Annotated in this window: 12 protein-coding genes and 1 pseudogene; 4 read left to right on the top strand and 9 right to left on the bottom strand. The window is 64.3% G+C overall.

Annotated features, from left to right (window positions below; genetic code table 11):
- From XAXN_RS03495 to XAXN_RS03475, 4 genes are all read left to right on the top strand, one after another.
- The coding region (locus tag XAXN_RS03495) for an ABC transporter ATP-binding protein (protein WP_054318518.1) at positions 1 to 683 on the top strand (683 nt) is incomplete at its 5' end.
- Positions 680 to 1,597, top strand: coding sequence for an ABC transporter permease subunit (locus XAXN_RS03490; RefSeq protein ID WP_054318516.1), 918 nt, complete (start codon positions 680 to 682; stop codon positions 1,595 to 1,597). The genes XAXN_RS03495 and XAXN_RS03490, both read left to right, overlap by 4 nt.
- A complete protein-coding gene (locus XAXN_RS03485; protein ID WP_054318515.1) occupies positions 1,594 to 2,442 on the top strand; it encodes an ABC transporter permease subunit in 849 nt (282 codons plus the stop codon). The genes XAXN_RS03490 and XAXN_RS03485 overlap by 4 nt, the downstream gene beginning before the upstream one ends.
- 183 nt (positions 2,443 to 2,625) lie before the next feature.
- Complete coding sequence (locus XAXN_RS03475; RefSeq protein ID WP_174515571.1) at positions 2,626 to 4,017, top strand: NAD-dependent succinate-semialdehyde dehydrogenase; 1,392 nt, start codon at positions 2,626 to 2,628, stop codon at positions 4,015 to 4,017.
- Between the two features lie 151 nt (positions 4,018 to 4,168).
- Here XAXN_RS03475 and XAXN_RS03470 read toward each other — a convergent pair whose 3' ends face one another.
- From XAXN_RS03470 to XAXN_RS03430, 9 genes and pseudogenes are all read right to left on the bottom strand, one after another.
- Positions 4,169 to 5,170 carry a magnesium and cobalt transport protein CorA gene (locus XAXN_RS03470; protein WP_054318513.1) on the bottom strand — a complete coding sequence of 334 codons (1,002 nt, stop codon included), beginning with the start codon at positions 5,168 to 5,170 and terminating at the stop codon, positions 4,169 to 4,171.
- A 15-nt stretch (positions 5,171 to 5,185) separates the two neighbouring features.
- Complete coding sequence (locus tag XAXN_RS03465) at positions 5,186 to 6,430, bottom strand: lipoprotein N-acyltransferase Lnb domain-containing protein (RefSeq protein ID WP_134980580.1); 1,245 nt, start codon at positions 6,428 to 6,430, stop codon at positions 5,186 to 5,188.
- Positions 6,431 to 6,444: 14 nt separating this feature from the next.
- A complete protein-coding gene (locus XAXN_RS03460; protein ID WP_054318511.1) occupies positions 6,445 to 7,323 on the bottom strand; it encodes a CorC family transporter in 879 nt (292 codons plus the stop codon).
- Positions 7,324 to 7,418: 95 nt separating this feature from the next.
- A complete protein-coding gene (locus XAXN_RS03455) occupies positions 7,419 to 7,937 on the bottom strand; it encodes a hypothetical protein (protein ID WP_042822781.1) in 519 nt (172 codons plus the stop codon).
- Complete coding sequence (ybeY, locus tag XAXN_RS03450) at positions 7,937 to 8,422, bottom strand: rRNA maturation RNase YbeY (protein ID WP_054318510.1); 486 nt, start codon at positions 8,420 to 8,422, stop codon at positions 7,937 to 7,939. Before ybeY ends, XAXN_RS03455 begins: the two co-directional genes overlap by 1 nt.
- A 98-nt stretch (positions 8,423 to 8,520) precedes the next feature.
- On the bottom strand, positions 8,521 to 9,069 hold the full coding sequence (locus XAXN_RS03445) for a hypothetical protein (protein ID WP_054318509.1): 549 nt from the start codon (positions 9,067 to 9,069) through the stop codon (positions 8,521 to 8,523).
- Position 9,070: 1 nt separating this feature from the next.
- Entirely contained in the window at positions 9,071 to 10,054 is a 984-nt protein-coding gene (locus XAXN_RS03440; protein ID WP_042822777.1) for a PhoH family protein, read from the bottom strand.
- Between the two features lie 423 nt (positions 10,055 to 10,477).
- Positions 10,478 to 11,932 carry a tRNA (N6-isopentenyl adenosine(37)-C2)-methylthiotransferase MiaB gene (miaB, locus tag XAXN_RS03435; RefSeq protein ID WP_054318508.1) on the bottom strand — a complete coding sequence of 485 codons (1,455 nt, stop codon included), beginning with the start codon at positions 11,930 to 11,932 and terminating at the stop codon, positions 10,478 to 10,480.
- Positions 11,933 to 11,960: 28 nt separating this feature from the next.
- A pseudogene (locus XAXN_RS03430) lies at positions 11,961 to 12,255 on the bottom strand (glutathione S-transferase); the annotation flags it as partial.

The following is a 12,255-nucleotide window of genomic DNA, read 5'->3' as shown; positions in this document are numbered from 1 at the left end:
CCGGTGGGCAGCAGCAACGCGTGGCCCTGGCGCGCTCGCTGGCCAAGCGCCCCAAGCTGCTGTTGCTGGACGAGCCGATGGGTGCGCTGGATAAAAAACTGCGCTCGCAGATGCAGCTGGAACTGGTCAACATCATCGAAACCTCCGGCGTGACCTGCGTGATGGTCACCCACGATCAGGAAGAGGCCATGACCATGGCCACCCGGATCGCGCTGATGGACCAGGGCTGGATCCAGCAGGTCGGCACGCCCGATGAAATCTACGAGCAGCCGGCCAACCGGTTTGCGGCCGAGTTCATCGGCTCGGTCAATCTGATCGAGGCAATCATCGTCGAAGACCAGCCGCAGTACGTCACCTTGAAAACGCCTGCGTTCGATGCCTGCATCCGCATCGGCCACGGCATCACCGGCTTCGAGGGGCAGGCAGTGGCGTTCGCGCTGCGCCCTGAAAAGCTGACCATCGGCAAGGACCAGCCGGCGCACGCCTGCAACAAGGCGCAGGGCCTGATCGAAGACATCGCCTATTTCGGCAGCCATTCGGTGTACCACGTGCGCTTGCCCAGCGGGGTCAAGCTGATGGTCAATTTCGCCAATCGCCAGCGCTGGGCCAGCGAAGCGCTGACCTGGGGCGACACCGTGTGGGTGGGCTGGGGCGAAGACGACGGCGTGGTGCTCACCGCATGAGACCGGCCAGCAAAACTCCTGCGCAGGCGCCAGGGGGACGCTGGGGCGTGATCGCCGCACCGTATCTGTGGCTGCTGGTGTTTTTCGCGATTCCGTTTTTGATCGTGCTGAAGATTTCCTTCGCCGAGCGCGCCACCGCGATGCCGCCCTATACGCCGCTATTGACGGTTGCTGCCGACGGTGCGGTGAGCCTCAAATTGCATCTGGGCAACTATCTGACCTTGCTGCGCGATGGCCAGTACGTGGCTGCGTACCTGAGTTCGATCAAGATTGCGGCCATTTCCACCGCACTGGCGCTATTGATCGGCTACCCGATGGCTTACGTGATCGCGCGGTTGCCGCTGGCCACACGCAACGTGGCGATGATGCTGGTGGTGCTGCCGTCGTGGACGTCGTTTTTGATTCGGGTGTACGCGTGGATCAGCATTCTCGATGGCAACGGCGTGCTCAATCAGGCGCTGTTGGCGCTGGGCGTGATCAAGCAGCCGTTGCAGTTGTTGTACACGCCGATCGCCGCCTACATCGGCATCGTGTACTGCTATCTGCCGTTCATGGTGCTGCCGCTGTACGCCAACCTGGTCAAGCACGATCAGCGCCTGCTCGAAGCAGCCTACGATCTGGGCGCGCGGCCATGGCAGGCATTCGTCCGCATCACCTTGCCACTGTCGCGCAACGGCATCGTGGCCGGCTGCATACTGGTGATGATTCCGGCGGTGGGCGAATTCGTCATCCCGGAAATGCTGGGCGGGCCGAACACCTTGATGATCGGGCGCGTGCTGTGGGGCGAGTTCTTCAATAACCGCGACTGGCCGGTGGCAGCGGCCGTGGCCACGGTGATGCTGGTGTTGTTGTTGCTGCCGATCGTGATCTTCCACCGCTACCAGCAGCGTGAGCTGGAAGGGCGGCTGACATGATGCGCGCTTCGCGCGGTGGGCGCTTGCTCGGCGGCAGCGTGCTCGGGCTGGGTTTCGGGTTCCTGTACCTGCCCATCCTGTTGTTGATGGTGTACTCGTTCAACGCCTCGCGCTTGGCAACGGTGTGGGGCGGGTTTTCGACCAAGTGGTACGGTGAATTAGTGCGCGACCGGCAATTGCTCGACGCAGCCTGGGTCAGCCTGGAGGTGGCGTTCTGGACGGCCTGCGCGTCGACCGTGCTGGGCACGATGGCCGCCATGGCAATGGTGCGCATGCGGCGTTTTCCCGGCAAAACCCTGTTCGGCGCGTTGATCACCGCGCCGTTGGTAATGCCCGAAGTCATCATCGGTCTGTCGATCCTGCTGTTGCTGGTTTCGATGGGCGGCGTGCTCGGCATCGCGCCGCGCGGTGCGGTAGCGATCTGGGTCGCGCATGTCACCTTCACGGTGTCGTTCGTGACGGTGGTGATCTCTTCGCGTCTGCAGGAACTGGACCGCTCGCTGGAAGAAGCCGCGATGGATCTCGGCGCCACGCCATTGAAGGTGTTTTTCCAGATCACCTTGCCGATCATCACACCGGCCCTGGCATCGGGCTGGTTGCTGGCCTTTACGCTGTCGCTGGACGATGTGGTGATCGCCAGCTTCCTGGCCGGGCCCAGTTCCACTACGTTGCCGATCAAGGTGTTTTCGTCGGTGCGCCTGGGCATCAGCCCGAAGATCAACGCCTTGGCCACGGTCATGGTGCTGGCAGTGTCGGTGGCCGCGCTGATCGGCTGGTGGCTACTGGCGCGCAGCGAAAAGCGCCGCCTGCGCGATGCGCAATTGGCCTTGCAACGCGAAGGTTGAGCGCTAAAAGAGGGCGGGCGCGAATGCAGCTGCGTGCAGGGGCAGGTGCACCGTCGGGCAGGGCTGCTTCCGCAACGAATGCGACTGCGTGCAGCAAGTGTGGCAGGCGGCCGGTCCTTGCGAACACAGTGTTGCAGCAGTTTCAGGCGATTGTGACGCGCCCCGAACTTGCCGGCGTCTAGCATGGCCGCCTCGCAACAGGAGACCGTCATGTCCTACGACACCGTCAACCCCGCCAATGGCCAGGTCGAGCATACCCAGCAGACCCTGGACGCCGCTGCCATCGAAGCGCGTCTGGCTGCTTCCGCCAAGGCATTTCCGGCCTGGGCGGCATTGCCGCTGGCCGAGCGTGGCGCCTTGCTGCGCCGTATCGGCGAAGAGCTGACCAGGCGCCGCGAGGACCTGCAGCGCATCATGACCGCCGAGATGGGCAAGCTGCGCCGCGAGGCACTGGCCGAGATCGACAAGTGCGCGCAGGCCTGCGTGTATTACGCCGAACACGCCGCCGACTATCTGGCGCCGCGCGACATTCCCACCGAGGCGCAGTCCAGCTATGTGCGCTACGAACCGCTCGGCTGCGTGTTCGCGGTCATGCCGTGGAATTTCCCGCTATGGCAGGCGTTCCGGTTTCTGGCGCCCAGCCTGATGGCCGGCAACGTGTCGCTGCTCAAGCACGCCAGCAATGTGCCGCGCTGCGCCGATGCGATGAAAGAAGTGCTGGACGCCGCCGGCATTCCGCCGGGCGTGTTCGATGTGCTGCATATCGATAACGACCAGGCTGCCGATGTCCTGCGCGATGACCGCATTGCCGCGGTGACGCTAACCGGCAGCGAACGCGCCGGCCGCTCGCTGGCCGCCAACGCAGGCGACCAGCTCAAGAAGTGCGTGATGGAGCTCGGCGGCAGCGACGCGTTCGTGGTGCTGGAAGACGCCGATCTGGAGCACACCGTGCAGTCGGCCGTGCAGTCGCGCTTCGACAATAGCGGGCAGACCTGCATCGCCGCCAAGCGATTCATCGTGGTGGAAGCGATCGCCGAGCAGTTCATCGAGGGCTTCGTGGCAGTGGCAGCCAAGCGCGTCGTGGGCGACCCGCAGCAAGAGAGCACCACGCTGGCGCCGATGGCACGTGCCGACCTGCGCGATGAATTGCACAATCAGGTGCAGGCCAGCGTGGCAAAGGGGGCCAAGGTCTTGCTGGGTGGCGAACCGGTCGCCGGCTCGCACGCCGGTTATCCGGCGACCATTCTCGACAATGTCGCCCCCGGCATGCCGGCATACGACGAAGAATTCTTTGGCCCGGTCGCCTCGATCATCCGGGTTGCCGACGAGGCCGAAGCAGTGCGCGTCGCCAACGACACCACCTTCGGCCTGGGTGGCAGCGTGTGGACGGCCGACGCCAAGCGCGGCGAGCGCGTGGCGCAGCAGCTGCAGTGCGGCGCGGCCTTCGTCAACTCAGTGGTCAAGAGCGATGTGCGTTTACCGTTCGGCGGCATCAAACGCTCCGGCTTCGGCCGCGAGCTGGCCGAGCACGGCATCCATGAGTTCATGAACGTCAAGACGATCTATGTCGCTTGACGGCGGGGATTTGGGATTCGGAATTGGGGATTAGTAAGAGCAGGCGCTCGCGACTTAAGAGCATCCTGGCCTGGGTTGAAAATCAACAACCGGCCAACTGCTCAAACCAATCCCGAATGCCCAATCCCGAATCCCAGGCCGCAACGCGGCCCTACAGCCAGCGAGCGCGCTTGAACAGGCGATACAGCACCAGACACGAGCCCACGACGCCGGCCACCAGCAGAGGGTAGGCGTAGCGGGCATCGAGTTCGGGCATGTGGGCGAAGTTCATGCCGTACCAGCTGGTGATCAGGGTGGGGGCGGCCAGCAGGGCGGCCCAGGCGCCAAGGCGCTTGACGGTTTCGCCCTGGGCGAGCGTGACCATCGACAGGTTGACGCTTAGCGCCGTGCCCAGCATTTCCCGCAAGGTGTCGATGGCGTCGTTGATGCGCACGGCGTGATCGAGCACGTCGCGCAGGTAAATGCCGACTTCTTCGTGGATCAACGAGCCGGGATTGCGCTTGAGGTGCGAAAGCACGTCCTGCAGTGGCGCCACCACCAGCCGCATCTTGTTGAGTTCGCGCTTGAGTTCATACAGGCGCACCACCGTCTCGCGCTTGTAGTCGTCGGCGAAGATGTCTTTTTCCAGGCGCTCCAGCGTGTCGCGGAACTCGTCCATGATCGGCAGGTAATTGTCGACCACGAAATCGAGCACGCCGTACAGACAAAACGACGCGCCCATGTGCAGCATCGCCGGTTCGCGTTCGACCCGCTGCCGCACCGGTGCGTACGACAACGACGCGCCATGCCGTACCGTCAACAGGAAGCGCCTTCCCAGGAACGCATGCGTTTCGCCATAGCGGATGCGTTCGCTGACCAGCTGCGCGGTGTTGACCACCACGAACAGCGAGTTGCCGTAACTCTCGGCCTTGGGGCGCTGATGCGCCTTGAGCGCGTCTTCGATCGCCAGATCGTGCAGGCCGAATTCGTCCTGCAACTTGCGCAGCACCGATTCCTGCGGCTCGTACAGTCCCACCCAGATGAAGCCATCCGGCCGCTGCAGCACGTCGCTGATGTGCTCCAGGCTGATGTCGTGGCGTTTGCCGTCGCCGTCGTAGTAAGCGCAGGTGATGACGCAGGACGGATTATCGGGATGCTGGCCGTGGCTGTTCATGAGCGCCTCCTTGGGTCAGCGCGTACGGACGGGCAGGTCACGCGGTCGCAGGGCAATGGCAAGTGCAGTATGGATCGGCAACAGCAGCATCACCCATTGCAGGTTGTCCTGCGCCTGGAAGGACAGCCAGTGGATCACCAGCGCCGCCAGCGCGCACGCCGCCACGACCCAGGACAGCACGTTGAACCAGTGGCCCGGCCTGTGGCCCAGCTGCAGCCGAATGCCACCGAACCACAGCAGCAGGCACAGCGGGTTGACCAGCAGCAGGTTGCGGTTGCCCCACGCCGATTGATGCGCGGTGAATCCCCACAGATACACCAGCAGGCCGCCTCCGATAGCGCACAACAGCCAAAACGGTAACGCCAGCCCCGCCAGCAGGCGCTGCCTGCGGCCCAGGGCCAGCACGCCGGCTGCAACGATGAGCCCGGTCAACAGCCACGGCCACCAATGCCGCGGTTGTTCGGCCGGCTCCGGTGCGATGCGATGCGGCAACAACACCTGCGTGGATTGCACCAGCGGGCGCCCCGCGCTGTTGTGCACCTGGGTCAGGCTGTCGGCCAGCCGCATCGGCACGAAGGACTCGTCCCAACGCGACAGCGGACGGTCTGCATATGGTCCCAGGCCCAGGTCGAAGCCCAGCCACATCCAAGGGGCAGGGGAGGCCAGGCGCACCGCTTCGCTGCGGAAGGTGTTGCCACGCGAACGACCGGCCAGCTGTGATTTGAGCGCGCCGCCCATCGCACGGTCCAGCGTGTCGCGCACCATGGTGGCGCAGTTCGCCATGAAGTAGTCGTAGTGATAGCGCGCGTTTTCCGGTTGGCTACGTACTGCCAGACCGTCGGCCAGCGCACGCACCTGGTCTGGCGGCAGATCCAGCCACTGGATGCTGACACCGCGCCCGGCATCGCGATATTGCGACAAGTCTTCATTCAGCGGCAGCGCGACCAGGTAGTACATCATTTCGCCGCGCGCAAACCGCGGTACGAAGTCCGGCTCGCTCGGGTCGAAGAAGCCGAAGTTGTACGAGGTGGCCTGCTGCGTGCGCGGGTCGACCACCACGATGGCATCGTGGCCGAAACGTTCGAAAAACACTTCGCCCGGTTGCATGGTCATCACGCCAATCCGCGGCGCCGACTGGGACGCAGTGGCGGCTTCCGGGGCTGGCGCTTGCGCGAAGGCCGCCGGCGTCACCAACAGCGCCAGCAGCCAGCACCCAGCCCAACGCCGGGCGCTGCAGCAAACGCGCGCCGCAGCGTTCATGCCATGCGACAGGTTCAAGCGTCGTCCTGCGGATCGGGCGGCAGAATGGTGACGTGGAAGGCGTGCACGCGCCGCGCATCGGCCTTGGCCACGCGGAAGGCGAAGCGCCCAAGCGTCAACTCTTCGCCGGTTTCGGGCAGGTGCCCGATTGCATCGGTGACCAGCCCACCCACGGTGTCGTACTCGTCGTCGGGGAACTCGGCGCCGAAGCGTTCGTTGAAGTCTTCGATCGGCGTCAGCGCATCGACCACGTAGCGTCCATCGGCCTGGATCGCGATCAGCGAATTCTCTTCTTCGGCATCGTCGTGCTCGTCGTCGATCTCGCCGACGATCTGTTCCAGCACGTCCTCGATGGTGACCAGCCCGGCGACACCGCCGTATTCGTCCACCACGATCGCCATGTGGTTGCGCGAGAGGCGAAATTCCTTGAGCAGGACGTTGAGCTTCTTCGACTCGGGGATCAGCACCGCCGGGCGCAGCAGCTCGCGCACGTTGCCAGGGCCGTTGTCGGCGACCACGCCGCGCAACAGGTCCTTGGCCAGCAGGATGCCGAGCACTTCGTCCTTGTTCTCGCCGTGGACCGGGAAGCGCGAATGGCCCGATTCGACCACCTGCTTCATCAGGTCGATGAAACGCGCCTCCACCGGCAGCGAGACCATCTGCGAGCGCGAGATCATTACATCGCCCACGGTGAGCTCGGACACGGAGATCGCGCCTTCCATCATGCGCAAGGTGTCTGCGGCGATGAGACCGTCCTGTTCGGCGGTCCGCAGCAATGCGACGAGTTCGTCGCGGGTATGGGGTTCGCCAGAGAAGGCAGCGCTGAGGCGCTCGAGCCAGCTACGGCGTTTTTCCGGTGTTTCTAGGAATTGGCTACTGTCGTCTTCGGACATCGTGACGGGGAAGGGCACCCGGCAAACCAGGCGTTAGCCATCAGTCTAGCAGGAAGCCGGCAAGGCGCTGTGGATGCACCGTTGCCCGGCCCGGCTCAGGGCAGATCCAGGCTGTAGCCGCAGCCGACCACGGTCTTGCCCGGGTGCGATTTCACGTTGGTCACGCTCAGCACGACCGATTCGATCATTGCCTCGCCGGTCTTGGGGTTGGTGGTGTCTTCGCTGACCAGCTCGCGCCCGTACATGACCTTCTCGGCGTTATCCACGCCCAGTTCCAGATCCAGTTGCTTGGCGAGCGGGCGGGGGTCGGACAGGTCCAGGATCGCCATGATGCTGGCGCCGGAAAACGCGATGTGATTGGTACTGTGGCCGAACACGCGAATGGGCGTGTTGAGCGTGTACTCGGTCATGAACAGGTTGGACTGATCCAGCGGCGTCCAGCCCAGCGCCACCGCCTTGAGCGGGTCGGCCAGTACCGGCGCCAATGCGCTGAAATCGCCGATGCGCTGGCGGCATTCGATCAAGGCGGCAAGGTCCGGGCGCACCGGCGCGGTCTGCGCCCAGGCGCCGGGTGCGCTCAGCAGGAGCAGGGCGCCGGCAATGCAAAAACGCATCAGTGTTCTCCCACGTAAGGGTCGTCGATGCCGAGGTCGGCCAGGATCTCGCGCTCCAGTTGCTCCATCGCCTCGGCCTCCTTGTCGTCTTCGTGATCCCAGCCGAGCAGATGCAAGGTGCCATGCACGGTCAGGTGCGCGTAGTGCGCAGCCAGCAACTTGCCTTGCTCGGCGGCCTCGCGCGCCACCACCGGTGCGCAGATCACCAGGTCGCCCAGCAGCGGCATCTTGATGCCCTTGGGCAGGCCTTCCGGCAGTTCGGCGGGGAAGCTCAGCACGTTGGTGGCGTAATCCTTGCCACGGTAATGGTGATTGAGCGAGCAGCCTTCCTTCTCGTCGACTACGCGTACTGCCAGATCGGCCTCGCGGATGCGTCCCTTCAGGGCCGCGGCCACCCACTTGCGAAAACTCACCGCCGACGGCAGGCCGGCGCGCGGCAGGGCATAGCTGACGGCAACGTCGAGGCGGACAGGGCCCTTGGTCATGGGAACACCAGCACTCAGATCAGACAGAGGTGACAGTATCGCGCGAGTGGCCTCTTGCTGCGACGCCTGCGTGTGCGCCCTGGCCGACCGGTCTGGCTTCAGCGAACGCACTCGACCAGCACCATGACAAGCGCGCCACCGTTGGCAACACGATAAAACGCACTGCCCATCGGCCCATTCTGGCAGTGCGGGTCGACCCGTCTGACCTCCAGGGCCGGCGCGAAACCCGGTGGCGATTGTGTCCATATCGCGGCTTGGCCTTGCTCCAGCAAGCGACCAACCAGATAGCGCGTGTCGGCGCTTTCCCTGTCGTCTTGAGCCACTGCGCAGCCGAAGCGGTCGTACGCTTTGCCGGTAGAGGCATTTAGCGCCTGCGCTCGCTTTGCAGCAAGCAGCGCCTGTCGCTGCGCATCCTCATCGGCCGCCGCCGCACCGGTTGCAGGTGTCGCCGACGCCAGGTATTCCAGTTCGGCCCGATCCAACAGGATGGTTGCTTGCGCAGCGGCCACCGAGACACAGGACGCGGCAAGCTGCTGCCGCAGCATGACGCGCGTGGTCGTGTCGGTGTGTTGGCGTGCCTGCGCATGCGCAGGTGCGTGGCAAGCCAGCACCAACCACACCCCAAACAGGAGGGCGTGGCCTTGCACGTCAGTCAGCCGCAGGAGGCAGCAGCGCGCTATCGCGCTTGTCGTAGGCGGTCACGATGCGCTGCACCAACGGGTGACGCACCACGTCGCGCGCTTCGAAGAAGGTGAAACTGGTGCCTTCCACATCGCGCAGCACTTCGATCGCATCGCGCAGACCGGATTTGACGTGCTTGGGCAGATCGATCTGGGTGAGGTCGCCGGTGACCACCGCCGTGGAGCCGAAGCCCAGGCGGGTCAGGAACATCTTCATCTGTTCGATGGTAGTGTTCTGCGCTTCGTCCAGAATCACGTACGCATCGTTGAGCGTGCGACCGCGCATATAGGCCAGCGGCGCGATCTCGATGACGTTGCGCTCCAGCAACTTGACCACTTTTTCCACGCCCAGCATTTCGTACAGCGCATCGTAGAGCGGGCGCAGGTACGGGTCGACCTTCTGGCTGAGATCGCCCGGCAGAAAGCCCAGCTTTTCGCCGGCTTCCACTGCCGGGCGCACCAGAATCAGCCGCTGCACACGCGATTCGTTGAGCGCTTCAACCGCGCTTGCTACCGCCAGGAAGGTCTTGCCGGTGCCGGCCGGGCCGATGCCGAAATTGATGTCGTGGGTGGCGATCGCGTGCAGATATTTGGCCTGGTTGGCACCACGGCCACGCACGGTGCCGCGCTTGACCTTGATCGCCACATCCTGGGCCTGGTACGCGCGCTCGGCCACATGCTCGAGGTTGACATCGTTGAGCCGCAGGTGGATTGCGTGCGTGTCCAAGGTGGTGGTTGCGGCCTCGTCGTACAACGCGGTCAACAGCGACTGGGCGGCGGCGATGGCCGGCTCCGGTCCGGTCACCCGGAAGACGTTGCCACGGTTGGCGATCTCCACGCCAAGCTTGAGTTCGATCTGGCGCAGATGCGCATCGAATGGACCGGCCAGATTGGCCAGGCGCTCGATGTCCTCGGGTTCCAGGGTGAAATCGCGATGTGCGGGTGCGTTCATGGTTGGATCGGACAGCGCACCTGGGTGCGCGTCGGTAGGGCGGGAGCGAAAGGGTAGCGCGCGGCATGTGATCCCACCAACACAGCGAACGGCGCGGCACTTCGGTGATGCAACTGTCCGCAGACGCGTGCAGGTTTTCCACAAGCGCTGTGGAGTCACGCATCACTAACCTGTGGATAAAACGCGTCGCGCTTACTGGCGCAAGGTTTGCCGGGGTGGTGGTGAAAAAATCGCCAGTGCCGATAGGGTTGTCCACACAGGATGTGGATCGAATTCGGCAAAGCCTGTGGGTAAGTAAGACGAGGCCTTGCGCTGCAAGGCGCTACAGATGTGTGGCGAAATTTTGACCATTGCGCGCGACACGCTTCGGCGCGTGGTGGCACTGCTTGAAGGGGCGCCACATTGCGCAGCGCCCACGCGCCATCATTGTGCGCTGTCGTCCAGTTGAATCCGGCCGCGCAGCGAATTGCTCATCGCCTCGGTGATCAGTACATCGACGAACTGTCCGATCAAACGCGGATTGCCCGGGAAATTCACTGGTCGCATGTTCTCGCTCTTGCCGGTCAATTCGTTCGGATCGCGCCGCGAGGGGCCTTCCACCAGCACGCGTTGCACGCTGCCCACCATCGATTGCGAAATGCTCGCCGCGTGCGCGTTGATGTGCGCCTGCAGACGCGCAAGACGTGCCTGCTTCACCGTCTCCGGCGTGTCGTCCTGCAGGTCCGATGCCGGGGTGCCGGGGCGGCGCGAATACACGAACGAAAAGCTCTGATCGAAGCCCACGTCCTCGATCAGCTTCATGGTCTTTTCGAAGTCCGCTTCGGTCTCGCCAGGGAAGCCGACGATAAAGTCCGAACTGATCGAGATGTCCGGGCGCACTGCGCGCAGTTTGCGGATCTTCGACTTGAATTCCAGCGCGGTGTAGCCGCGCTTCATCGCCGACAGAATGCGGTCGCTGCCGGCCTGCACCGGCAGGTGCAGGTAGTTGGCCAACTGCGGCACATCGCGGTAAGCATCCACCAGCGAATCGGAAAACTCCAGCGGATGCGACGTGGTGAAGCGGATGCGGCCGATGCCCTCGATCTGCGCGACGGTGCGGATCAGCAGGCCCAGATCGGCGTACTGCGCAGCGTCGCCGGCATCGGCGCCATACGCACCGCGGTAGGCATTGACGTTCTGGCCGAGCAGGTTGATCTCGCGCACGCCTTGCGCCGCCAATTGCGCCACTTCCACCAGCACGTCCTCGAACGGCCGGCTGACTTCTTCGCCACGGGTGTAGGGCACCACGCAGAACGAGCAGTATTTGGAGCAGCCTTCCATGATCGATACGAAGGCCGACGGACCTTCGGCACGCGGCTCGTGCAGGCGGTCGAACTTCTCGATCTCCGGGAAGCTGATGTCCACCTGCGACTTGCCCGATTCGCGTCGCGCGCGAATCAGTTCCGGCAGCCGGTGCAACGTTTGCGGCCCGAACACCAGGTCCACGTAAGGCGCACGCTTGACGATGGCTTCGCCTTCCTGCGACGCCACGCAGCCGCCGACGCCGATGATCACCGGCTTGCCGCCGGCCTTGAGCGCCTTCCAGCGACCCAGTTGGCTGAAGACCTTTTCCTGGGCTTTTTCGCGAATGGAACAGGTGTTGACCAGCACCACATCCGCTTCTTCGGGGTTGTCGGTCAGCTCCAGGCCTTCGGAAGCGGCAAGCACGTCGGCCATCTTGGCCGAGTCGTACTCGTTCATCTGGCATCCGTGGGTCTTGATATAGAGCTTGCCGCGTACCACGGCAGGTGCCGGTGGGCGCGCCATGGGCAAGGGCAACAGGGCGGGTGCGTCCACGGCAGTGGCCGCGGACAGGTCGGAAACGGGTGTCCCGGGCATGGCGCTTATTCCAGGCGGGTAGAAGAGAGCCGCTCAGTTTACCCGCTTGCGCTGGCGCCGTCCGCGCGCGCGCTGCACTGACGGCTTCGGCGCGCGCCACCGCCGGCCGCGCGGCCATCCGGGCGATATAAGCGCGGGTCGGGGCGTGCGGGTCGATCAGGCCAAATCCACCATCCAGGCCAACGTGCCGCCCCCAGCACATCGGCCGCACTGCAGCGCCCGCCCAGCAGGTAATCGCCCTGTGCCAGCTGCGCATCAACGACCTGCAGCACCGTGTCGGCGTCGGCATAGGGCGAGAGCGAACGCGGCGGCGCGCTGCGCTT

The organism is Xanthomonas axonopodis (genome assembly GCF_001304695.1).
In the GTDB taxonomy this organism is placed as follows: domain Bacteria; phylum Pseudomonadota; class Gammaproteobacteria; order Xanthomonadales; family Xanthomonadaceae; genus Xanthomonas; species Xanthomonas axonopodis.
This window is presented reverse-complemented; position numbering and strand designations above follow the sequence as displayed.

Bases quoted from the DNA above. Each gene is read 5' to 3' on its own strand.
- XAXN_RS03490 (WP_054318516.1), top strand. From the start codon at position 680: ATGAGACCGGCCAGCAAAACTCCTGCGCAGGCGCCAGGGGGACGCTGG.
- XAXN_RS03485 (WP_054318515.1), top strand. From the start codon at position 1,594: ATGATGCGCGCTTCGCGCGGTGGGCGCTTGCTCGGCGGCAGCGTGCTC.
- XAXN_RS03475 (WP_174515571.1), top strand. From the start codon at position 2,626: ATGGCCGCCTCGCAACAGGAGACCGTCATGTCCTACGACACCGTCAAC.
- XAXN_RS03470 (WP_054318513.1), bottom strand. From the start codon at position 5,170: ATGAACAGCCACGGCCAGCATCCCGATAATCCGTCCTGCGTCATCACC.
- XAXN_RS03465 (WP_134980580.1), bottom strand. From the start codon at position 6,430: ATGAACGCTGCGGCGCGCGTTTGCTGCAGCGCCCGGCGTTGGGCTGGG.
- XAXN_RS03460 (WP_054318511.1), bottom strand. From the start codon at position 7,323: ATGTCCGAAGACGACAGTAGCCAATTCCTAGAAACACCGGAAAAACGC.
- XAXN_RS03455 (WP_042822781.1), bottom strand. From the start codon at position 7,937: ATGCGTTTTTGCATTGCCGGCGCCCTGCTCCTGCTGAGCGCACCCGGC.
- ybeY (WP_054318510.1), bottom strand. From the start codon at position 8,422: ATGACCAAGGGCCCTGTCCGCCTCGACGTTGCCGTCAGCTATGCCCTG.
- XAXN_RS03440 (WP_042822777.1), bottom strand. From the start codon at position 10,054: ATGAACGCACCCGCACATCGCGATTTCACCCTGGAACCCGAGGACATC.
- miaB (WP_054318508.1), bottom strand. From the start codon at position 11,932: ATGCCCGGGACACCCGTTTCCGACCTGTCCGCGGCCACTGCCGTGGAC.